This is a genomic window from Paenibacillus sp. FSL P2-0089, from assembly GCF_038595095.1.
Taxonomy (GTDB): Bacteria; Bacillota; Bacilli; order Paenibacillales; family Paenibacillaceae; genus Paenibacillus_AQ; species Paenibacillus_AQ silagei.
Window position 1 is genome coordinate 2,402,513 of record NZ_CP152006.1, and the last position, 20,311, is coordinate 2,422,823.

A 20,311-nucleotide genomic window follows, 5' to 3' on the forward strand; every position below is an offset into this window, starting at 1 on the left:
TATGATTCCTTTTCGTTTCCTGCATGCTGCGGATCTGCATCTGGACAGCCGGTTCGCCGGTCTGTCCCATCTCCCCCAGGATATCCGCTCCTATCTCCGGGAGTCTACCTTCGCCGCCCTCGGGCGGCTTGTTGGCGTAGCCACCCTGCAAAAGGTAGATTTCGTGGTCATTAGCGGCGACGTCTACGATGTCGCGGATGCTTCACTTCAGGGGCAGCTCCGGTTCCGGGAGGCCCTGGAGGAACTTGGACGCCACGGGATTCAGGTATTCCTGATCCACGGTAACCATGATCCGCTGGACGGCCCGCGCCTTAGTTCAGCACCGCCTGCCCATGTTACGGTATTCGGCGGGAGTGAGCCGGAGCGCGTGACCGCCCGCCGCAGGGAAGACGGACGGGAGGTAGCTGTGGTTAGCGGCATCTCCTACCCGACCTCCAAAGTGACAGAGAATACAGCTCTGCGCTTCAGCCGCCAGCCGGGCAGCAGCCTGTTCCACATCGCCCTGCTGCATGGCAATGTGGACGGGGATCTCCAGCATGAGACGTACTCCCCGTGCACCCGGAAGGATCTGATCGGCAGGGGCTATGACTATTGGGCGCTCGGGCATATTCATAAGCGGAGTATTCTGCATGAGCATCCGCCTATCGTCTATCCGGGCAATATTCAAGGAAGAAGCATTAAGGAGACCGGGCCCAAGGGCTGCTATACGGTTGATGTCAGTGCAGAGGGGGGAGTCCGGCTGGATTTCCATGAACTGGACAGTGTGCGCTGGCAGGTCCGCGAGCTCTCTATAGATGGGCTCACTGACGAGGCCGAGTGGACCCTCGCTGTAGAGAATGCAGTGGAGGATATCCGCAGCGAGACCCCGCAGATGATGTCTGTGGTCAGGTTCCGCCTGACCGGACGGGGCGATATACATAAGGTGCTGGCTGAGAAGGGGGCGGCCGATGATCTGCTCACCGAGCTGCAGCGGCGGGAAACGGTGCGCGCGGTGCGCAAGGAATATGCGGGCTTGGTCTGGACGGAAGGCTTCTCCATCGAAACGGGACTTGCGGTTGACCGTGAGCACTTGCTTCTGGAGGACAGCTTCCTGGGTGAAATGCTGCGGCTTGCCGGGCGCAGTAGCGGGAATGCCGCAGAATTGGACGAGCTGGTCGCTACTGCGCTGAGACCGATGATGGAGAATCAGGAGCTGCGCAGGCTGCTATTATCCGTAGGCGCCGAAGAGAAGCAGGAATGGCTGAGAGGTGCAGCAGAGCTGGGAATCACATTGCTGAGCGGACTGGAAGAGTCCGGCGGGACGCCGCAGAATGCTGCGGAAGAAGGCAAGGCGTATTCTGCTGGGGATGCAGGAGATGGCGATGGACAGCAAGGCCGGGAGGTAGAGGAATGAAGATCGATTCATTGCGGATAGACGGCTACGGAAGGCTGGCTCAGCGGGAGATCGGACTGAATGAAGGGGTCACGGTTCTGTTCGGACGCAACGAGGCGGGGAAAAGCACGACCCTGCAGTTCATCCGTGCTATGCTGTACGGCATCCCCGGCCGGGGGAATCCGGCTGAACGGTACGAGCCGCTGCAAGGGGGGACGCACGGCGGGGTGCTGGAAGCAAGGGATGAGTCCGGCGCATTATGGACTATCCGCCGGTATGCATCCGGCGGCGCGGGGCCGGGCAGGGCAGAGAAGCTGCATATTGCACTCAGCCATCCGGATGGCCGTACGGAGGAGCTGAATCAAGCGGAGCTGGAGCGGCGTCTGCTTGGCGGCATCTCCCGGAGTATGTTCCGCCAGCTGTTCGCTGTCTCGCTTGACGAGCTGCAGGAGCTGGGTGCCTTGCAGTCCGGGGAAATGAGCAGCTACCTGTTCCATGCCGGGATGGGCGGCGGCGGAGAGATTATGCGGGCAGAGAAGCGTCTGGTTCAGGAGGCCGAGAAGCTCTACAAGCCGCGCGGTAAGGTCCAGGAGGCGGCCAGGATTCTGCAGTCTATCGGGAAGCTGGAGCAGGAGGTAGCGGAGAGCCGCTCCTATCTGCCGAGATATAACGGGAACACCCTGGCTCTGGAAGCTGCGGAGCAGCAGCTGGAGCAGATGAAGCTGGACCGCGAGCTCGCTGGAGCAAGGCTGATGAAGCTGCGCAAGGCGCAGGACATCCGGGAGCTGTGGCTGAAATGGAGCGAAGGCCGGCTGGAGCTGGAGGAGCTTCCCGTGATCGCGTCGTTCCCGGATAACGGGGCGGAGCGCTGGAGGTCGCTGGAAGCCGATCTGCGCAGCTTGCAGGGGGCGGCGTTCCGGCTGGAGCGGCTGACGGCGGAGCTTACCGCAGAGCTTGAGGCGAATCCGCCCGACCCTCTGCTTGCGGAGCAGGGGCCTGAGCTTGAAGCGCTGGACCGCAGCCGCAGCAGCTATGAGGACAAGCGGGCGGAGCAGCAGCGGATTGCCGCGGAGCTGACGGCTCTGCGGGAGCAGCTGGAGCGCCTGCTGCGCAGTATCGGTGCAGGCTGGGATTCGGCAGCGCTCGCGGACTTCACCCCGTCCGCCGCGGACCGGGAGGCCACGCGGCGTTATGCCGCCTCCTTTGCCGGGTATGACCGGCAAATGGAGACCCGGGGCGCGGAGCTGCTGAGCCTCCGCGCCCGCAAGGCCGCCGCCGCTGCTGCGCTGCAGGCGGCCGAGCGCCTGCTGGCGCAGGAGCACGCCAGCGGCGCAGCGGACTTCGCGGGCCTGGCTGCGCGCAGCCCGCGTGAACTGGTGCAGCTCTGGGACGAGCTGCAGCAGGCCGCCGAGCGCTGGCGCGAAGCGCAGCTCGGCCCGGAAGGCGGCGCGTCAGCCCCGCGCCGCAGTGACGCCGCCGGGGGCAGCCGCCCCGGCGCGAACGGGCGCCGGGCGGCACGCTACCGGCGCTTCCTGCAGGCGGGCGCAGCGCTTACGCTGCTGCTGCCGCCTGCGCTGTGGCTGACCGGCGCACCGCCGGTCAGCGTATGGTCCGCGCTCGGCCTGCTGGCCGCAGCGGACCTGTGGCTCTGGGCCGCCCTACGCGCAGCGGGAGCGGCGGTTGCCCCGCCGGAGCCGGGCGGCGGGGAGGCGGGCAAGGCCGCAGCGGAGATGCTGCGGCTGCGCGGGCAGCTGCTCTCCGGCGCGGAGCGGGAGAGCGGCAAGGCGTCCAGCCCTGACGCAGGCGGGCTGGAGGCCGGGATGCGCGAGCTGCGCCGGCTGATGGAGGCCTGGGGCACCTGGCGCCAGCGCGTAGACCGGCAGGCAGCTGAGGCCGAGGCCTGCCGGACGGAGTTTGAGCAGCTAAGCGGACAGGAACAGGTGCTGACCGGTGAACTGGAGGAAGCGGAGGCCCGCTTCACAGAGCTGGCGGCGCGCTACGAAGATTGGCTGCGTCAGCGGAGACTCCCCGAAGGGCTGTCCCCGGACAGCCTGCCGGATATTTTCGCCCTGGCAGAGCAGGGCCATGAGCTGCTGCGCCAGGAGGCCAAATGGTCTGCGCGGCTAAGCGGACTGGCGGCGGAATGTGCACTATATGAGCAGGAAGGGATGAAGCTGCTTGCAGCTGCGGAGACCGGACGGGTAAACTCCATTTCCTTTGTAGCTGAGCAGCAATCGATACCGGCTGTTCCGCTTACTGATCAGCACCGGCTACCCGCCACCGAGTCTACTAAGCAGCAATCACTACCCGCTACTCCGCTTACTGATCATCACCAGCTACCCGCTACCGAGCCCACTGATCAGCACCGGCTACCCGCCACCAATCCTACCGCCCAGCATCCACCCGCAACTCCAGCTGCTCCCCGCCACCCCACACCAGCCGCCCTATTAACCTGGCTGGAGCTGCGGAAGCGGGAGTGGGATCAGCTGAAGGCTGAGCTGCTGCGCACAGAGAGTGTGGAGGCGCGGCTAGCTGAACTCCGGGAGGAGCTGGCAGCGAATCACAGGGAGCAGGCGGAATTGAACCTGCGCTGCTCGAAGCTGCTGGAGGAAGGCGGTGCTGAGGACGGCGAGCAGTTCCTGCGCCGTTCCTCTGCGTGGCTGAGGCGGATAGAGGTTACGCGGTCCGTGCGTCAAGCGGAGCTGGCAATGTTCAGCGGATGGGATGACGAAGGCCGGGCAGAGCTGCTGAGTCTGCTGGAGCATCTGGACGCCGGGCGGCTTGCGCAGGAGCGTCAGGCCACGGAAGAAGCGGCGGCCGAGCTTGAAGAGGAACGCAGCGCACTGCTTGAGCAGCGCGGTAAGCTGCTGCAGGAACGGGAAGCATTGACGAAGCGCGGCAAGGAAGATACTGCACTCCAGCAACTGGAGGAACAGCGGGCGGCACTGCGTAATCTGGCCGGGCGATATGCGGTAACGGCGCTGGCGGCCGAGCTGATGGGCAGGACACGCCGGATCTATGAGCAGGAGAAGCAGCCTCAGGTGCTGCAGCTGGCCTCCGTGTATTTCTCGAAGCTCACGCACGGGGAATACCGCCGGATTGTGATGACGCTGGGGCATAAGGAGCTGAAGGCTGAACATAAGGATGCCGGACTGCTGGACAGCGGGCTGCTCAGCCGGGGAACCGCGGAGCAGCTGTATCTGGCGATCCGGCTGGCACTGGCAGAAACGATGAGCAGCAAGGTGAATCTGCCGCTGTTCTTCGATGATCTGTTCGTTAACTTCGATGAATACCGGCTTCATGCGGCTCTGGCTCTGCTTGGCGAGCTGTCTTCTTCCCGGCAGATCGTCATGATGACCTGCCACCGTCATGTCGCCGAAGCTGTGGCGGGCAGCATTCCTGCCGCAGCAGTTATTTCCGTGTAGTGCGGATCGCAGGCTTGATGCTGACAATCGTAATCCCCTGCTTCTTGCCGCCCGCTCCTCCTGCGGGCGGCTTGCCCTGCCCTGGCGGCGGGGACATGGGGGAGCGCACCAGCATGACCACCCATATCAGACACAGCGCGCCGAAGATCGGGTAGAAGATGCCCAGCAGCGAGCTGAAGCCGAACTGGCTGAACACATAGCAGATTAGCATCAGCAGCGGGGCGACAAGCGCGGGGGCGACCGGGAGCCGCTGCTGGAGCTGTACGCTTACCCCGTAGATACCGGCGACGAAGGTGCTGAAGATTTCCATGAAGATCAGCAGCAAGAAGACCATCTGCACCACCGGACCCAGCCGGATGGCGATGCTTCCCATCGGAATCTCAAACTGCAGGATGCCCGGCATCTGCGAGCTCATGGCAAAATGGGCCGCCAGCAGCATGAACCCGATGCCCGCTCCGCCCAGAATCCCGCCGCGCACCAGCGCACGTTCGTCATTCGTATGACGGGCCAGCGGAACCAGCACCGCCTGGGCCATGCCAAGGTTGAACGAGGTATAGAGCAGCGGAGAGATCCATGCGTTGATACTGCTGTAATCGGTGGGCAGGAAGAGGAAGCGTTCGGCTCCCGGAACGCCCAGCGTATTACAGACAAGGATCAGCGACAAAGTAAGCATCAGGGGCACCACCAGGCTGTTGATCTGCAGAATGCCGGAAATACCGCGCTTCAGCAGCAAGTAAGATCCGAGGATAGTCAGAAGCAGCCCCGCCTGATAGGGAAGGCCGAGATGCTCCTTGAAGATCGCCCCGGCGCCTGCCAGCATGATGCTGTTCACCCCGATCAGAATAATCATGGTAAACAGGCTGATGATGGTCCCGGCCTTGGCTCCGAACAGGTGGCGGTTGAAATCCTCATACGAGTCCGCAGAGATTTTCCGGGCGATGATCATCATTTTGGTGCCCAGCCAGATAAAGAGAGCGGCAGAGAATAGAATCGTCAGCAGCGCCCAGTGGCCGTATCTGGTGAAAAAACGGAGGATTTCCTGGCCGGTAGCGAATCCGGCGCCGACAATGGTGCCGATATAAGTGAAAGCGATCTGTAATGTGCGGATATGTGACTTCATGCTTAGCCTCCTTATGAATGCTGCGAAGTTTACAATTGCGGGGCCTGCAAGGATATAGCCTTGTGTAGTCCGCATAGTACAGGTTATGATGAGGAACAGAGGGACATGACTTCCGCCTGGACGAACAGGTGCGATTTCGGTGGAACGTCTATTAAGTGTAATGGAGGTTTAGAATTATGGAATTATTGAAACAGCGGATTTTGGAGGAAGGCGTAGTCGTCTCGGATCAGGTGCTGAAGCTGGACGGACTGCTCAACCACCAGGTCGATCCGATGCTGACGATGGAAATGGGACGGGAATTTGCCCGCAGATTTGCTGAGGCTGGAGTTACTCGCGTAGTGACTGTGGAATCCTCGGGGATTGCCGTGGCATTTGCCACCGCTTATGAGATGAAGGTGCCGCTGGTGTTTGCCCGGCGCAAAAAAACGCTGCTGGCTGATCCCGACGCTCTGTGTGAACGAGTTCCATCTTTTACCAAAGGGATTGTTACGGACATTATGCTGTCCCGCCAGTTCATCTCGGAGGATGACAAAATCCTCTTCATCGATGATATTATCGCCAATGGCGACGCGGCGCGCGGCCTGATTAAGATTATCCAGCGTTCAGGTGCCGAGCTGGTGGGCCTTGGCGTAGTGGTCGAAAAAAGCTTCCAGGCCGGTGCCCGCACGATCCGGGAACAGGGAATCCGTCTGGAGTCTCTTGTTGATATCACCTCTCTTAATGACGGGACCATTGTTTTTGGATAAGGCTGAAGTGACAATAACAGGAACACAGCCTATTTTTGAAACATCTGCTTTTCACCCTATAAGTTTTCCTTTATAATAAAAATTAGACATGAGAGAGGAGGCGTCACAATGGGGAATGAACCGGTGACAGAGCAATTTTTTATTGATAAACTAACCGAGGCTAAGGATCACTTCGAACGTGCGCTGGATTGCAAACACACGGAGTTCGACGATTTGTATCCCTATATGATCGAACATCCTCAGTTTTTCTGGTACAAACGTTATGTTGCTTGGTCAGAGCTTTTGACAATCACAAGTTTGTGTGAAGAGCTGTCGTATAGCTGGAGACAGACATTCACAGAGCATCAGGTCGAATATCTGGAACAACGTGTGATGTCCGCTAAAGTTCTTGACTTCTGGTTTGAGAAGAATGAAGCGCTGATATAGGAACTTCATAAGACATACAGATTGCTTTTGAAAGATAACTAGACCCGGATGATTCTCATTTGGGTCTTTTTCATGACCGGATTCAGAGTTAAATTGGACAAGCTAAGCACAGAGAGGGGAGTAAGAATACTATGATAAGTGATGAACAACTGGATGCCTACCGGATTTCCGGTGAGCGGATAAGAGTTGTACGCGACGGGCTGGCGAGCAATGATATCCGGGGAATCGTGCTGGCCTGGGACGAGACCCAGGTGATGATCCGGCGTCCGAACAAGCATGTGGTGAAGCTGGACCGGAGATACCTGTATCAGCCGGTGAGCGAGCCGAGACCGGAAGCTTATACCCCGGAATGAGCGGAGAATGGAGGTCAAGATGAGTCATCATCATAAAATAGCGATAGTCACCGGCGGTGCAGGCGGAATCGGACGCTGCCTCACCGAGGAATTACTGAAGGCCGGAGCAGTGGTTGCCTGCATCGATACGGATCTTGCTGCCGGACGCTGGCTGGAGGCCAAGTATGGAAGAGAGCGTCTGTTCTTTTATCAGGGAGACATTGCGGAACAGCCGGTGCTGGATGATTTCATCTCACAGGTAATCAGCCGCTACGGACAGGTGGATTACCTGATTAACAATGCCTGTATCAGCCGTAAAGGGCTGCAATCAGAATGCAGCTATGAGGATTTCGAGTATGTGCAGCGGATCGGAGTGACGGCGCCTTATTACCTGACGCTGCGGCTTAAGCCGCATTTTGCCCAAGGAGCCTCTATTGTGAATATCTCCTCCAGCCGGGAGCGGATGTCTCAGCCGGATACCGAGAGCTATACAGCGGCCAAAGGAGGGATCGGCGCATTGACCCACGCCCTTAGTGTAAGTCTTAGCGGTAAAGTGCGGGTTAATGCAATCAGCCCGGGTTGGATTGATACCACCGCTTATCACGGTACAGAGGAATCGGCAGAGCTGGTTCATACAGAGCCGGATCGGCTGCAGCATCCTGCGGGAAGGGTAGGAACTCCGGCAGATATCGCAGGCATGGTGCTGTTCTTGTGCAGTGAGGCTGCGGGATTCATAACGGGCGAGAATATTACAATCGATGGCGGAATGAGCAAGCAGATGATCTACCATGGAGACGAAGGCTGGACCTATCAGCCTGGAGGACAACGATGAAGCTGCCTATAATTAAAAATGCCGGGGAACTAGCCGCGCTGGTGCGGGAGATCGGTTACCTGCCCATGTTTCGCTGCGAGATCGCAGGCTTCTCTCTGGAGGAATGCACTCCTGCGGGCTACTGGTTCGTGAAGGGTATAGAAGGGCCGTGGGAGTGGCGCGAGGAGATTGCGGCCGGGGGCGAGATCGCTTATGCGAAGCTCTTTAACAAGAAGGCCGGGTTCATCAGCAGAGAATGGTACCCGGACTTCGCCAATTACCGCCGGGACGGTTATGATTTCGATGCCAGATATGATGACGGACTGGCCTCCATGGCCAGCAAACGAATCATGGATGTGCTGCTGGAGCATGAGGCGGGGCTGCTCTCCAGTGATCTTAAAGGGCTGTCCGGCTTCGCGGCCAAAGGTGCGAAAGGCTTCGACACAGCCATGACGCTGCTCCAGATGCAGACCTACATTACAGCCAGCAAATTCGAGTATAAGCAGGACAAGCATGGCCGTCCTTACGGCTGGGGAATTGGGCGTTATGCCGTGAGTGAGCATATATTTGGAGCAGACTATGTGACTTCGCGTTACAATGATCAGCCAGTGTCATCCAGGGAGCGGATTATGGAGCATACGGCCAAGCTGTTCCCGGAGGCAGGATCGAAGCAGCTGGAGAAGGTTCTAAAGTAAGGACGGGCGTCGAACTGGTGAACGGCAGGAAGGGACCGGGTTGCCGTTTGGGCCAAATGTAATCGAAAAACCGATTACAATGGCTCGCGTGGAGGCACCTGGGCCAGATGTAATCGAAAAACCGATTACAATGGCTCGTGCGGAGGTACCAGGCCCAAATGTAATCGAAAAACCGATTACAATGGGTCGTGTGGAGGTACCTGGACCAAATGTAATCGAAAAACCGATTACAATGGCTCGTGCGGAGGTACCAGGGCCAAATGTAATCGAAAAACCGATTACAATGGGTCGTGTGGAGGTACCTGGACCAAATGTAATCGAAAAACCGATTACAATGGCTCGCGTGGAGGCACCTGGGCCAGATGTAATCGAAAAACCGAGTATAGGTCCCCAGTATTCCAGACTATAAAGTCTGGAATAGCCGCTCACCACCAACGTATCATATATTGATCTGCACCCACACCAAGAGCCTCGTCCAGAATAGGACGAGGCTCTTATGTCAGCAGTACAATCCATTACAAGGTGCGGCTTAGATGGACATCGCCAACTGTTCGACTTGTTCTTCCCGGGGAAGGACGGAGGCAAGCTCGGCACCCAGTCCGAGGTAGGCACGCATACGCTGCATCATTTCATTACGGAAGCCGGGCCATAGAATATGGATCTCGCCAACATAGCCCCGGCAGTTATACTCGGCGGTAACTCCGCGCTGATCCTGGCGCACAGTGCTGATCTTGAGCTGGCTCACGGTAAGCTCGCGGGTAACCTCCTGCAGCATCAGGGATGTCTTCTTGGTAGCGCTGGATACCAGCTCCATGTAGAGCTGGGGAGTCTTGAACAGACCGCTCTTGCCGATGGCACGGCAGTCCCGTTCAAATACTTTATGAATAAACGTTAGCAGCAGATAGCTTCTGACCAGGGACAATTCATCTTTGGTTATATTCTCAGGGATGGTTGGTGTAGTTAGGGGGTGTCTCTTGGTAATCGCCATTATAAATCACCTCATTTATAGTATGCGAACCTTTGTTCTCATTATACACCGAATCCGCAAATAAAAGCAATATTTTACTTGCAATTTATGGATAGCAATTTACAATAAAATAAACTTGACTCCATAATTCAGGCATGGTAAGATCTATCTTGTGACTGCGAAAGCAAGTCAACTGAATATGCGGTCATGGCGGAATTGGCAGACGCGCTGGCTTCAGGTGCCAGTGGTAGCAATATCGTGGAGGTTCGAGTCCTCTTGACCGCATCATAGGTAACATCAACACAGGTTCTTGTGTCACTTATTTAAGTGATATAAGAACCTGTTTTTGCGTTCAGCAATTCATTTATTTCATTTTAATATGACAGAATGTAGTCATGTTAGGCATGCTATTGTTTTCTAGTCATTTGAAAAGGAGGGACTTGATCAAGTGGAAGAAATGAAGAAGAGCCTGAGCTTCAATGAGATTGTTGAGCGTTCCCTCGTTATAAGAGAATGCTATCACAGACTGGAGCAGCAGCATCACGGGACACAGTGGAGTGTGGAAGAGGATGCGCTTGCTTTTTTGACAGATGCCGGGTTAGTGGGCCGGTTGACGATGTCTGAGCAGAAGCGTTGGCCTAAAGGCGGCGACACCCGGTCTGAGCTGCAACATAAGCTTAGCGAGTGTATCTGGTGGCTAATTATTCTGGCGGAGCGGATGGAGGTTGATATCAGTGAATCCATGGAGGTCTTCCTGTCCTCATTCGAAGATCAGAATCCTTCATCAGTATAAGCCGATACCCCTCTTGAATATAAATTCTCCGCTAACTTGATGAATTCTTCTGGGGGTAGATCCTTATCTCTTTGGAGCCAAAGACGAAATAAAGAAAGGGTCGTCGTCAGATAGAACTCAATGAAGTACAGCGATAAGGCATGGTTTTGCGGAATGTTCAGGTATTGCTCCATGGGGATGTCTTTTTTGTCCAGACAAGAGAGCGCATCCTGAACCGAATGCATAGACAGCTCTTTATCGGCAAGTTCTGTTTTGATGTCAAGGAGCAAGTTACTTTCAACAGCGTCCAGCAATTCGTAAATGTCAGTAAAATATTGATAAGAGGTACTGCGGTTATACCCTGACCGGTTGGAGATTTCCTGAATATGCTGGTGCATAAGATATCATCCGACAGATATTAAAAAATTGATGATTGATCAAGGAATCCTAAAGCTTTATGATCAAATCATACAACATGTTGTTGGATGATCATACGGAAATATGAATCGGCGGGGTGGTAAGATGTCAGCAAAGCAAGAAAGAATTTTAATTTTCGGTGCAGGTGTGATCGGAAGCATCTATGCAATGAAGCTTATGGAAGCCGGGTTTGACGTTAGCCTGTTTGCACGTTCGGACAGACTCAGATCTTTACAAGAAAAAGGTCTGCAATACCATGACAAAGGTACAGTCAGATCGATTCCGGTGAAGGTTATAGATACACTCGAAAATGATGATGTATACGATTATATTTTCGTTACCGTCCGTTATGACCGGGCCGAATCCGCGTTGTTAGCACTAAAGGATAATCAAAGCCCGAATATCGTTACGATGACCAATAGTTCGATTGGATTTTCTTCGTGGCGGGGGATTGTGGGGGATAGACTTTTACCTGCTTTTCCCGGCTTCGGCGGACAGATTAAAGATGGGGTCCTGTACGCCCGGTTCATGCCCAAGTTTCTAGTGGCCACCTCATTTGGCGAAGTGAACGGCGCAGTGACGCAGCGCGTCTTAAAGCTCGCACAAGTATTTCAAGCCGCCAAGCTTCCTTACGTTATCAAAAAGGAGATGCAGGCGTTTCTAATCACCCATTCCGTATCCGACATTGCTCTGCTGGGCAGTTTGTACGGCGGAAACGCAGACCCGGCCCGAACCCGAAAGACGGCACGTCAAATAACAGTTACTCTCAAAGCGTACCTCAGGAAAATAAAACAAGCGGGTGTTGCCGTTGATCCGCCACTTTTCACAATAGTCCCAAAGCTCCCAAGCTTCATACTGGATGTTCTCTTCATTGCTTGGCTACGCACGAAAATGGTTAAAGATATGCTGCTGCCGGATTATGCGAATGCTGCGAACCAGGAGGTTATGCAGCTGGAGAAGGATCTAACGAAATTTTTATCTATGCAGAATGGCTGATGAATCGATTGTTCCGGTATTGTAACCTGTCTGTTTATTCTTTGCTTCCAGCGGATGGTAAGGTTGAAGGACTGAAGCAGGCGGGAGGCTTACCATGATCACAAGATTAGGGATGATACTGAAAATATCCATATTGGCGGTCTGCCTGGCTGGATGCAGTCAGGCGGCAGAACCGGCAGGTGCGCAGCATGTTCCGGTCACTCCAGCGCCACCATCAGAACATGCTAAGCAAGAGGAGAATCTGATTCCGCTCAATACCTCCGAACCTTTTATCGGGCGAATGGAGCTGGATCAGGCGACGGAGGAATTCATCTATGGAACCTGGAAGGTGGACAAGCTGCTGGGATTCGCGAATTCCTATAATGACGCATCTGAATATCCGACAGGGCAGGACATCATTGGAGATGAGATTGTGATTCATCAGGATTACTTCTCCTCCAAGGGACTAGAGGGCTATGAAGCGTACCAATACGAGTTAACCAATCCCCGCTACAGCATAACCCAGAGACATTATAACAGGGATTCCTTTTACAGAGTGAACAAACTGGATCTGCCCATTATCGGAATCAACGATGAAATGACAGTCATTGACATAGCGGAAGCTTCGCCGGGGCTGGGTATACCGCTAGGGTTCCTGGATGTGAATCATAGCAAACTGATCCTTTGGATCGAAGCTGCCACGTTTGAGTTGATAAGAGTGGACGAATCGGGTAATAAGTAGTCTAAGTACTGGAGTTTATAATGACAGGAGTGAGCGCATATGAGCTGGGATGTATTTATCATGAAAGAGAAATATGATTTTGAAGCGACGGAGGAGGAGCAGCCCCCAGTGACTCCCCTGGGACAACGTGATGAAATCATTGAGAAGCTGACCCGTCGTATACCGAATCTGGATTACCGGGATAAGGCTTGGGGCTTCCTTGAGGGCGAGGGGTATTCGATCGAGTTCAACACAGGCGAAGAGGAGCTCGTGAATTCCATCATGCTGCATGTCCGGGGCGGGGGAACGGTGATGGAGACGATCCGGCTGGTCTGTGAGACACTGGAGGCTTATGCGCTGGATACATCGGATTCCGGCTATATCGACTTTGAGCAGCCTGAAGCAGCGGAGCAATCCTGGGAGCAATTTCAGCGGTATCGTGACCAGGTGATTAACCAGGTGATTAACAAGGATAACTGAAGAATATAGACATGAACAGAGGCGCAGGATGGATTACATCTGTAGCCTCTGTTTTGTTTTGAAGTGTTTGGAAATAACATGCAGAAGGGTATTGACGCCTAATGAAGTAGCATGTTAATATTTTCACGTGACAAACTAACATGTCAGTATACATAAATAGCATGTTAGCATGTTAACTCATTTATCCTACTTCAGGAGGTTATTTTGTGGATGTGGCTAATGTTGTAATCGGTTTCATTATGGTCTTATCGTTTTTTGGATTGGTGTGGTATTGCGTCAAGGGGTATAACCTTATGGTCGGCTTCTTCGTCATGTCAGTGCTGTGGACCTCGATTGCCCTGATCGGAAATAGCATTCATCCTACCTCCGTGATGGAGGGCAAGACGTTCATTGACGTCCTGACGAACGTGTTCCAGACGGGGCCTGAGAATTACGGGAAGGCGATACTGGTTAATATTTTCTTCGGCGCCTTCTTCGGAAGAGTCCTGATCGACACCGGGATTGCCGCTACTCTGATTCGTAAGGTTGTAGAGCTTGGAGGAGACAAACCAAGAATTACCATGTCTCTGCTGTGTATCGTTACCGCTGTAATCTTCACATCCATGACCGGTATCGGCCCGGTAATCTCCATTGCCGTCATCGTGCTGCCGATCATGCTGTCGCTAGGAATTCCTTCCCCGATTGCCTTGTTCTCCTTCATGGGCTCAATCATGGCGGGGATCTTCGGGAATATCGTGAACTTTAAGCAATATCAGGCGATATTTGCAACAGCCAATGAAAGCTATGCCAGCTATGACTATAATACATATTTCAAATTCGGCATGATCGCTATGGCTGTATCGCTGATTGTAGTATTGGTAGTATCCAACCTGATGATGAACCGGAAGCTCTCCCGGGCCTGGGCGGCAACACCGGATAGCGGAGCTACTGTAGATGCACCTGCTATCTCCTGGATCTCGATCATTCTGCCGGTAGTGGGTGTGGTGGTGCTCAAGGTTCCGATCATTTTTGGATTTATCTTCGCCGCCCTGTTCGCCCTGTTGACCTGCGGTAAGCTGAAGGGTGGTTTTGCAAGCGTTTGCAGAATGCTGTCGAAGCAGTTCGCGGACGGAGCCATTGATGTAGCGCCGATGATCGGCTTCCTGCTTACGCTGTCGATGTTCAATAATGCGGCCACGTATGCTTCCCCTTATTTCAAAACCCTGCTGGACGGCGCAATGCCCCAGACCGCGCTGCTCTTGTGTATTGTCTTCGCCATTCTGACACCGCTCGGCTTCTTCCGCGGCCCGATGAACCTGGTCGGCTCCGGTTCGGCCATCCTGGCTGTCGTGGTGGCAACCGCTGCCTGGCCGGTACAATTCCTCTATCCGCTGTTCGCCATTACTACAGTAGCACCGCAGCATTTGGACGTTACACAGTCCTGGGTGGCCTGGGGCTTCGGCTATACGAAGGTTCCGGCTAAGGAATACATGAAGATGTCGATTCCTACGGGCTGGATCATCGGGATTATTCTCTGCGCGGTTGTGTTCTTCATGTATGGCAATTTGGTGTAGCGTGTAGCACTGCTTAGCATTAATCAATAAGTAGTACTCAAGTCAATAACGAGAAGCTATAAGGAACGAAGGGGAAATTTGGAACTGTAGGAGCGGTAGCGTCCGCCTTTGTCTGCGGATTTCCACCGCGAACAGCTGTACAAATCAAGAAATTTGCAGACAACAGCGGCCGGAAGTCCAAATGTTCACCGCAGTGACGGTTAGGCTTCAAATTTCACTTGGGTCTACTATTAATGAAGAGAAACGGAGAAATCATATGAGTACAATGGTTAGAATGGGGATCGATGTGGGGGGAACCCATACCAAAGCAGTTGCGATTGACAACGCGACACATGAGATTATCGGCAAATCGTCCGTGAAGACGACGCATGACCATGCCACAGGCGTAGCCGCAGGTGTGGTAAAATGCTTCCAGAATTGCCTGGAGGAGAACAATATCCGTCCGGAGGATGTAGTGTTCGTGGCCCACAGTACCACGCAGGCAACGAATGCGCTGATCGAGGGAGATATTGCACAGGTGGGCATTATTGGCCTGGCGAAGGGCGGTCTGGAGGGCTGGCTCGCCAAGCGTCAGACCCGGCTTCAGAATATCGACCTGGGCAACGGCAAGGAGATCAAGATCTACAATAGCTTCCTTAATGTTAAAAAAATGTCCGAAGCCTCTGTGCTGACGGTCATCGATGAGTTGAAGCAGCAGGGGGCACAGGTGATTGTGCCTTCGATGGCTTTTGGCGTAGATAACGGGCGGCCCGAGGAACTGGTCTATATAGAAGCTGAGAAAAAAGGCATGCCGACCACCATGGCCTCCGACATCACAAAATTGTACGGGCTGACCCGCAGAACGCGGACGGCGGCGATTAATGCAAGCATTCTGCCGAAGATGCTGGATACCGCCAATTCCACAGAGAAGTCTGTGCGGGAGGCCGGGGTCCATGTTCCGCTGATGATTATGAGAGGCGACGGCGGCGTCATGGAGATCAGTGAGATGAAGAAACGGCCTGTGCTGACGATGCTGTCGGGACCGGCGGCCTCGGTCATGGGATCACTGATGTATCTGAGAGCGTCGAACGGGGTGTACTTCGAGGTCGGCGGCACGACTACCAATATCGGTGTGATCAAAAACGGCCGCCCGGCCATCGACTATTCCATCGTCGGCGGTCATCCGACCTATGTCAACTCCCTGGATGTACGGGTGCTCGGCGTGGCCGGCGGGTCCATGATCCGGGCGAACAAGAGCGGAGTGGTCGATGTCGGACCCAGATCGGCGCATATCGGCGGTCTGGATTATTCGGTATTCACCGATCCGGATCAGATCAAGGGAGCGCAGGTCGAATTCTTTTCTCCGAAGCCGGGTGATCCTGCTGATTATGTGGCCATCCGGCTGGAGAACGGGGAGCGGGTGACGATCACGAACTCCTGCGCGGCGAATGTGCTGGGACTGGTGAAGCCGGAGCATTTCTCCTACGGGAATGTGGAAGCGGCCAGAAGGGCGATACAGGCACTGGCAGATTATTGCGGAACGACGGTAGAGGATATCGCCAAGCAGATTATGGAGAAGGCCTATGCCAAGATCGAGCCGATCATTCTGGCGCTGGCTGAGAAATACAAGCTGGAGAAGGATCAGATCTCCCTCGTCGGCGTGGGCGGCGGAGCGGCTTCGCTGATTGTCTATTTTTCCGAGAAAATGGGCCTGAAATACAGCATCCCTGAGAATGCCGAAGTCATCTCTTCGATCGGAGTTGCCTTGTCGATGGTCCGGGACGTGGTGGAGCGGATTATTCCGTCCCCGTCCAAGGAAGTGATTGCCGCCCTGAAGATGGAAGCCTTGAACAAGGCCATCCAGAGCGGAGCGACCCCGGAGAGCATCGAAATTCATATCGATATAGATCCGCAGACCTCCAAGGTGACCGCGATCGCTACAGGTTCTACCGAGGTGAAGACGACCGAGCTGCTGAAGGAATGTGATGAGGCGGAGCTGCGGGAGCTGGCTGCCCAGGATATGCGCATCCCTGTAGAGCGGACGGAGCTGCTGCAGAAGACTAGATATGTTAGTATTTTCGGCGAGAAAATGGATAAAGCCGGTGAAGCCGGCGCGGTTCGCATCCTGGACACCAAGGGCTTCATCAAGGTGCAGAGAGGCCGGGCCATGGCGCTGAAGACAACAGCCGGGGACTATCTCAGCGCGGTTAAGCAGTTGTGGGAGGCAATGGCCGTCTACCAGACTGAGCTGATTGCAAGACCTGACTTCTACCTGTGTATCGGCGCACGGGTGATGGACTTTACCGCCTCAGACTTCGAGCAGCTGGAGCTGCTGATGGACATTGAGATATCCACGTTCGAGCCGGACACGGAGGTTATTGTTGTGGCGGCCAATATCAAGCAGAGCTAAGAGCCGCGCGGAAGAACGTGTAGACAGGAGGACGTATGCAAGTACAGACGAAGCTGGGAGAGCTGTTGAATCCATTGCTGGAGGTTGACGATGAGGCTTGGGGAATGTATGCCTTCAGGAGAGACATCCTGAACCGGCGTATTCCGCCGGAGACGAAGCGGGAAATGCTGAAGCAGGCCAGAGCCTGCGGCACCGAATATGCACAGCGGATGATGCTTGAATATGGGACCTGTGATGTCCGGGTGCTTGCTGAACGTATGAACCTGAAGCTGGAATTCAAGGATGCGCTCATGACCGGCAAGCGTGTGCTGTTCGCTTCCTATACCCCTCCCAACCGGATCGAAATCATGGAAGAACCCTTGCACAGAGCGGCAGAACAGGTGCGGGAGGCAGGTCCTGGTCTAGTTGAACTTTTTCCTCAAGCTGGTATAATGAATACTATCCTTGGCCACGAAATTTATCATTTTGTAGAAGACCGGTTTGCACAGGAAATATACACCCGGACCGAGCGTATTCTGCTGTGGAAGCTGCTGGGCCTGAAGAATTATTCTACAATACGCACCTTAAGTGAAGTTGGAGCCATGGCTTTTACACAGGAGCTGAACAGACTGCGATACTCGCCGTTTATTCTGGATGTTCTGTTGTATTACAGCTACGATTCAGCCAGTGCGGAGACAATAACCCGTGATGTACTAGGAGTGAGTTCAGGGAAGGTGTAGGGAAGCCGTTGAAGATTATGAATAACAGTAATTCACTGAATGATGTAACTTACAATAGAATAAAAGAAGACATCATGAATATGACGCTCGAGCCAGGAATGGATGTCAGTGTGCAGAAGCTGTCTGAACGCTATGGCGTCAGCCGCACACCAGTGCGGGAAGCAGTGGTCCGTCTTCAACAGTCAGGACTGGTGGAAATATATCCTCAGCGCAAAACGGTAGTCTCCAAGATCGATCTGCAACGGGTCCGTGAGGAGTGGTTCATCCGCACCTCGCTTGAATCTGCGGTGATCGATGAGTTCATCCGTAAGTGCAGCGAGCTGGTAGCAGATACGATGCAGGAACTGATTAATAAGCAGAAGAAATATATGGACAAGAAATACTTCAGAGAATTCTATATTAAGGACAACCGGTTCCATCAGCTGATCTTCCAGACGGCCGGGGAAGAATTGTCCTGGTTCACCATTGAAGAGGTAGCATCCCATTACAACCGTATCCGTCTGCTCTACGGGAAGATGGAGGGGGTGCAGCCGTCTGATATCGATAAGCATGTGAAGATGGTAGCGGCTACCCGCAAGCGGGATGTGGAAGGGATGCGCAAGGTCGTGATGGAGCATTCCAATACGCTGCTGGACCGGGTCCAGAGCATGTCGAAGCAATACCCGCAATTCTTCTGATCATACAAATGACAAGCTTAAAGGCGTATACTGAAGTCTTCTCCGCATGGAGCAGAACTTCCGGTATAAGCCTTTTGTTGCGAAAGCACTAAGCTGTCTCTACTTGTGCAGGGCCTTTGCAACAATAGCTATTGCTGCTTGAGCCGCCGGTAATATAGCCAGGTTCGGCCCGCGAACGAGCCGAAGAGCAGAATGGAAAGAAACATAATTGAAGTGTTCCACGCCTGGGAAGCGGTAAATTCATCCCGCAGGATGCTATCTATGAAGGCCGACACATTCAGGCTGTAGAGCAGAATCATGGGCAGGAACAGCAGGGTATAGCTGATGGCGATTTTACGTGCGTGCTTCAGGCGGTGTAACGGATCGCTGTAGAGCTCCGGGTATTCTGCATGCTCCGGGTTCTCCCGGCTCCACAGGGTCCATTTCTGCAGAGAGAAGGGAGAACTGTAGAGTCTGGTCCAGCCTGCCTCCTGATGCAGCTCGAAATACCCTTCACCCGCAACGACCTGATAGTCAGCGTGATATTTCATACGGCGCGGACGGCCCTTGCTGAAATGGAACAACGTTCCTCCGAAGCCTACTTTATAGAGATTCCAGCCGTCCAGCTCCTTGTCCTCCAGCCATTGCTCCAGCCGGTCTGGGGCATACATCCAGCCTAACTTCATCCGCGCCATCGTAGTGCCGGCAGGCTTAGGCGTTGCGGGAGGCTTCTTCATGTCCGTGTGCCCTTGAAGAAGTTCCCTGTTGGCTGCCCGGAGCTTGATAAGCGAATAAATGGCAAGTACCAGCAGGAGTACTGCCAAGGCAGCGGCCGTCCAGGTTGCCGCCCACATTGGGCTAGGCTGAATGCGGATAGGAGTATCGTTGGAGTAGGTTAAGCCTAGAGCAAGCAGGGGAATCAGTGTAATGAGCAGCAGATACACTAGAATTCCCGTGAAAACATAGGAGATGATGCGGTTACGCCTCAGGACATCCTTACGTGAAGGATAGGCGCTAATCTGTGACGGGGACCGATCATTCTCGTACAGGCTCCACTTCCCTTGCTGTAGCCGCCTGCTCCATCCCTCTGCGGACAGATAAGGAGATATGGATGAATGCTTGGATGAATGATAAGCCAGCTGATAAGTTAGCAAGGCGGGCTCAGCCTGCCGGAAGGTAAAGCGCCTCAGCAGCAAGTTCCACTCCTCGATTAGCCATCCCTTGCCGGCCATATCGGCCAACCAGGCTTCTGTCCCCGGCAGATCGTAGCTCCAAAAGGGCCGAAATACAGTTCTCATTGAAATTCCTCCTCACTGGTGACGGCGTTGCGGTGAAGTTCCTTTAATCTGCCGATTTCTGCGCGCATGACTTCCTTCCCCAGCTCAGACACCTCGTACACCGTCTTTCTCTCTTCATCGGCAAATACGGTAATTAGCCCATCCTTATTCATCTTGGTCAAGGTTCCATACACCGTACCGGAGCCCAGCCGTAGCCGTCCTTCCGACAGATCATCCACATGCTTGATGATTCCGTATCCGTGGCGCGGCTTGGTTAAGGACAATAGAATATAGAAGGCCGTTTCGGTCATGGGGACGTACTTTTTTAGAACCTTTTGTGCTGCGGACATCGCGTTCACCTGCTTCGTCAATTCGTTGTGCCAAGTCATGGCTATAAAAGAATGTGTCATGCTGTGACTATGTCATATCATGACTATATCACGTTGCGACATATTATT

General features: G+C 54.3%; 20 protein-coding genes and 1 tRNA gene. 16 read left to right on the forward strand and 5 right to left on the reverse strand.

All coding sequences use genetic code 11. From position 1 onward, the window contains the following. The first annotated feature begins 1 nt into the window (after position 1). Entirely contained in the window at positions 2 to 1,393 is a 1,392-nt protein-coding gene (locus NST69_RS09775) for a DNA repair exonuclease (protein ID WP_340954136.1), read from the forward strand. Continuing rightward, the gene (locus NST69_RS09780; protein WP_342549104.1) at positions 1,390 to 4,797 is read left to right on the forward strand and encodes an AAA family ATPase; all 3,408 of its coding nucleotides are present in this window, start codon (positions 1,390 to 1,392) and stop codon (positions 4,795 to 4,797) included. The genes NST69_RS09775 and NST69_RS09780 overlap by 4 nt, the downstream gene beginning before the upstream one ends. Here NST69_RS09780 and NST69_RS09785 read toward each other — a convergent pair. Further along, entirely contained in the window at positions 4,784 to 5,917 is a 1,134-nt protein-coding gene (locus tag NST69_RS09785; RefSeq protein WP_342549105.1) for a hypothetical protein, read from the reverse strand. The genes NST69_RS09780 and NST69_RS09785 overlap by 14 nt on opposite strands. Positions 5,918 to 6,093: 176 nt before the next feature. On the opposite strand from NST69_RS09785, the gene NST69_RS09790 reads away from it, so the two are divergent. The 5 genes from NST69_RS09790 to NST69_RS09810 all read left to right on the forward strand — a co-directional run bounded on the left by NST69_RS09790 (position 6,094) and on the right by NST69_RS09810 (position 8,927). Then, on the forward strand, positions 6,094 to 6,663 hold the full coding sequence (locus tag NST69_RS09790) for a xanthine phosphoribosyltransferase (RefSeq protein WP_036725092.1): 570 nt from the start codon (positions 6,094 to 6,096) through the stop codon (positions 6,661 to 6,663). Positions 6,664 to 6,771: 108 nt separating this feature from the next. Continuing rightward, positions 6,772 to 7,089 carry a hypothetical protein gene (locus NST69_RS09795; RefSeq protein ID WP_036725087.1) on the forward strand — a complete coding sequence of 106 codons (318 nt, stop codon included), beginning with the start codon at positions 6,772 to 6,774 and terminating at the stop codon, positions 7,087 to 7,089. 131 nt (positions 7,090 to 7,220) lie between these two features. Continuing rightward, positions 7,221 to 7,442, forward strand: a complete 222-nt coding sequence (locus NST69_RS09800; RefSeq protein WP_036725081.1) for a hypothetical protein — start codon at positions 7,221 to 7,223, stop codon at positions 7,440 to 7,442. A 19-nt stretch (positions 7,443 to 7,461) separates the two neighbouring features. Next, entirely contained in the window at positions 7,462 to 8,253 is a 792-nt protein-coding gene (locus NST69_RS09805; protein ID WP_342549106.1) for an SDR family oxidoreductase, read from the forward strand. Further along, positions 8,250 to 8,927 carry a hypothetical protein gene (locus NST69_RS09810; protein WP_342549107.1) on the forward strand — a complete coding sequence of 226 codons (678 nt, stop codon included), beginning with the start codon at positions 8,250 to 8,252 and terminating at the stop codon, positions 8,925 to 8,927. Before NST69_RS09805 ends, NST69_RS09810 begins: the two co-directional genes overlap by 4 nt. Positions 8,928 to 9,456: 529 nt before the next feature. On the opposite strand, the gene NST69_RS09815 is transcribed toward NST69_RS09810, so the two are convergent. Continuing rightward, entirely contained in the window at positions 9,457 to 9,915 is a 459-nt protein-coding gene (locus NST69_RS09815) for a hypothetical protein (protein WP_051477998.1), read from the reverse strand. A 180-nt stretch (positions 9,916 to 10,095) separates the two neighbouring features. Between NST69_RS09815 and NST69_RS09820 the strand changes: the two genes are divergently transcribed. Continuing rightward, positions 10,096 to 10,179 (forward strand) — tRNA-Leu (locus NST69_RS09820). A 172-nt stretch (positions 10,180 to 10,351) separates the two neighbouring features. Further along, a complete protein-coding gene (locus tag NST69_RS09825) occupies positions 10,352 to 10,687 on the forward strand; it encodes a MazG-like protein (RefSeq protein WP_339257427.1) in 336 nt (111 codons plus the stop codon). Here NST69_RS09825 and NST69_RS09830 read toward each other — a convergent pair. Beyond that, positions 10,666 to 11,064, reverse strand: coding sequence for a hypothetical protein (locus NST69_RS09830; RefSeq protein ID WP_342549108.1), 399 nt, complete (start codon positions 11,062 to 11,064; stop codon positions 10,666 to 10,668). The genes NST69_RS09825 and NST69_RS09830 overlap by 22 nt on opposite strands. 124 nt (positions 11,065 to 11,188) lie before the next feature. On the opposite strand from NST69_RS09830, the gene NST69_RS09835 reads away from it, so the two are divergent. The 7 genes from NST69_RS09835 to NST69_RS09865 all read left to right on the forward strand — a co-directional run bounded on the left by NST69_RS09835 (position 11,189) and on the right by NST69_RS09865 (position 18,597). Then, on the forward strand, positions 11,189 to 12,079 hold the full coding sequence (locus NST69_RS09835; RefSeq protein WP_342549109.1) for a 2-dehydropantoate 2-reductase N-terminal domain-containing protein: 891 nt from the start codon (positions 11,189 to 11,191) through the stop codon (positions 12,077 to 12,079). A 94-nt stretch (positions 12,080 to 12,173) separates the two neighbouring features. After that, positions 12,174 to 12,800: a hypothetical protein gene (locus NST69_RS09840; RefSeq protein WP_235191872.1), complete on the forward strand. Its 627-nt coding sequence runs from the start codon at positions 12,174 to 12,176 to the stop codon at positions 12,798 to 12,800. Positions 12,801 to 12,839: 39 nt separating this feature from the next. After that, positions 12,840 to 13,259, forward strand: a complete 420-nt coding sequence (locus NST69_RS09845; RefSeq protein ID WP_342549110.1) for a hypothetical protein — start codon at positions 12,840 to 12,842, stop codon at positions 13,257 to 13,259. Between the two features lie 206 nt (positions 13,260 to 13,465). Then, positions 13,466 to 14,812 (forward strand): citrate transporter, encoded by a 1,347-nt coding sequence (locus NST69_RS09850; protein ID WP_339255414.1) that lies wholly within the window; start codon positions 13,466 to 13,468, stop codon positions 14,810 to 14,812. Positions 14,813 to 15,068: 256 nt separating this feature from the next. Continuing rightward, positions 15,069 to 17,201 carry a hydantoinase/oxoprolinase family protein gene (locus tag NST69_RS09855; RefSeq protein WP_342549111.1) on the forward strand — a complete coding sequence of 711 codons (2,133 nt, stop codon included), beginning with the start codon at positions 15,069 to 15,071 and terminating at the stop codon, positions 17,199 to 17,201. Between the two features lie 35 nt (positions 17,202 to 17,236). Next, positions 17,237 to 17,920 carry a hypothetical protein gene (locus tag NST69_RS09860; RefSeq protein ID WP_342549112.1) on the forward strand — a complete coding sequence of 228 codons (684 nt, stop codon included), beginning with the start codon at positions 17,237 to 17,239 and terminating at the stop codon, positions 17,918 to 17,920. A gap of 17 nt (positions 17,921 to 17,937) precedes the next feature. Further along, positions 17,938 to 18,597, forward strand: a complete 660-nt coding sequence (locus NST69_RS09865) for a GntR family transcriptional regulator (protein WP_076157574.1) — start codon at positions 17,938 to 17,940, stop codon at positions 18,595 to 18,597. A 128-nt stretch (positions 18,598 to 18,725) separates the two neighbouring features. Here the strand turns inward: NST69_RS09865 and NST69_RS09870 are convergent, their stop codons facing one another. Together NST69_RS09870 and NST69_RS09875 are read right to left on the reverse strand one after the other, a co-directional pair. Then, positions 18,726 to 19,874, reverse strand: a complete 1,149-nt coding sequence (locus tag NST69_RS09870) for a DUF2812 domain-containing protein (protein ID WP_342549113.1) — start codon at positions 19,872 to 19,874, stop codon at positions 18,726 to 18,728. After that, the gene (locus NST69_RS09875; RefSeq protein WP_036725065.1) at positions 19,871 to 20,203 is read right to left on the reverse strand and encodes a PadR family transcriptional regulator; all 333 of its coding nucleotides are present in this window, start codon (positions 20,201 to 20,203) and stop codon (positions 19,871 to 19,873) included. The genes NST69_RS09870 and NST69_RS09875 overlap by 4 nt, the downstream gene beginning before the upstream one ends. Between the last annotated feature and the right edge of the window lie 108 nt (positions 20,204 to 20,311).

Excerpts from the sequence above, each read along its gene's own strand:
- NST69_RS09815 (WP_051477998.1), bottom strand. The coding sequence starts at position 9,915 with ATGGCGATTACCAAGAGACACCCCCTAACTACACCAACCATCCCTGAG.
- NST69_RS09865 (WP_076157574.1), top strand. The coding sequence starts at position 17,938 with ATGAATAACAGTAATTCACTGAATGATGTAACTTACAATAGAATAAAA.
- NST69_RS09785 (WP_342549105.1), bottom strand. The coding sequence starts at position 5,917 with ATGAAGTCACATATCCGCACATTACAGATCGCTTTCACTTATATCGGC.
- NST69_RS09860 (WP_342549112.1), top strand. The coding sequence starts at position 17,237 with ATGCAAGTACAGACGAAGCTGGGAGAGCTGTTGAATCCATTGCTGGAG.
- NST69_RS09855 (WP_342549111.1), top strand. The coding sequence starts at position 15,069 with ATGAGTACAATGGTTAGAATGGGGATCGATGTGGGGGGAACCCATACC.
- NST69_RS09875 (WP_036725065.1), bottom strand. The coding sequence starts at position 20,203 with ATGTCCGCAGCACAAAAGGTTCTAAAAAAGTACGTCCCCATGACCGAA.
- NST69_RS09840 (WP_235191872.1), top strand. The coding sequence starts at position 12,174 with ATGATCACAAGATTAGGGATGATACTGAAAATATCCATATTGGCGGTC.
- NST69_RS09800 (WP_036725081.1), top strand. The coding sequence starts at position 7,221 with ATGATAAGTGATGAACAACTGGATGCCTACCGGATTTCCGGTGAGCGG.
- NST69_RS09830 (WP_342549108.1), bottom strand. The coding sequence starts at position 11,064 with ATGCACCAGCATATTCAGGAAATCTCCAACCGGTCAGGGTATAACCGC.
- NST69_RS09805 (WP_342549106.1), top strand. The coding sequence starts at position 7,462 with ATGAGTCATCATCATAAAATAGCGATAGTCACCGGCGGTGCAGGCGGA.
- NST69_RS09845 (WP_342549110.1), top strand. The coding sequence starts at position 12,840 with ATGAGCTGGGATGTATTTATCATGAAAGAGAAATATGATTTTGAAGCG.
- NST69_RS09790 (WP_036725092.1), top strand. The coding sequence starts at position 6,094 with ATGGAATTATTGAAACAGCGGATTTTGGAGGAAGGCGTAGTCGTCTCG.
- NST69_RS09870 (WP_342549113.1), bottom strand. The coding sequence starts at position 19,874 with ATGAGAACTGTATTTCGGCCCTTTTGGAGCTACGATCTGCCGGGGACA.
- NST69_RS09795 (WP_036725087.1), top strand. The coding sequence starts at position 6,772 with ATGGGGAATGAACCGGTGACAGAGCAATTTTTTATTGATAAACTAACC.
- NST69_RS09810 (WP_342549107.1), top strand. The coding sequence starts at position 8,250 with ATGAAGCTGCCTATAATTAAAAATGCCGGGGAACTAGCCGCGCTGGTG.
- NST69_RS09780 (WP_342549104.1), top strand. The coding sequence starts at position 1,390 with ATGAAGATCGATTCATTGCGGATAGACGGCTACGGAAGGCTGGCTCAG.
- NST69_RS09825 (WP_339257427.1), top strand. The coding sequence starts at position 10,352 with ATGAAGAAGAGCCTGAGCTTCAATGAGATTGTTGAGCGTTCCCTCGTT.
- NST69_RS09835 (WP_342549109.1), top strand. The coding sequence starts at position 11,189 with ATGTCAGCAAAGCAAGAAAGAATTTTAATTTTCGGTGCAGGTGTGATC.
- NST69_RS09775 (WP_340954136.1), top strand. The coding sequence starts at position 2 with ATGATTCCTTTTCGTTTCCTGCATGCTGCGGATCTGCATCTGGACAGC.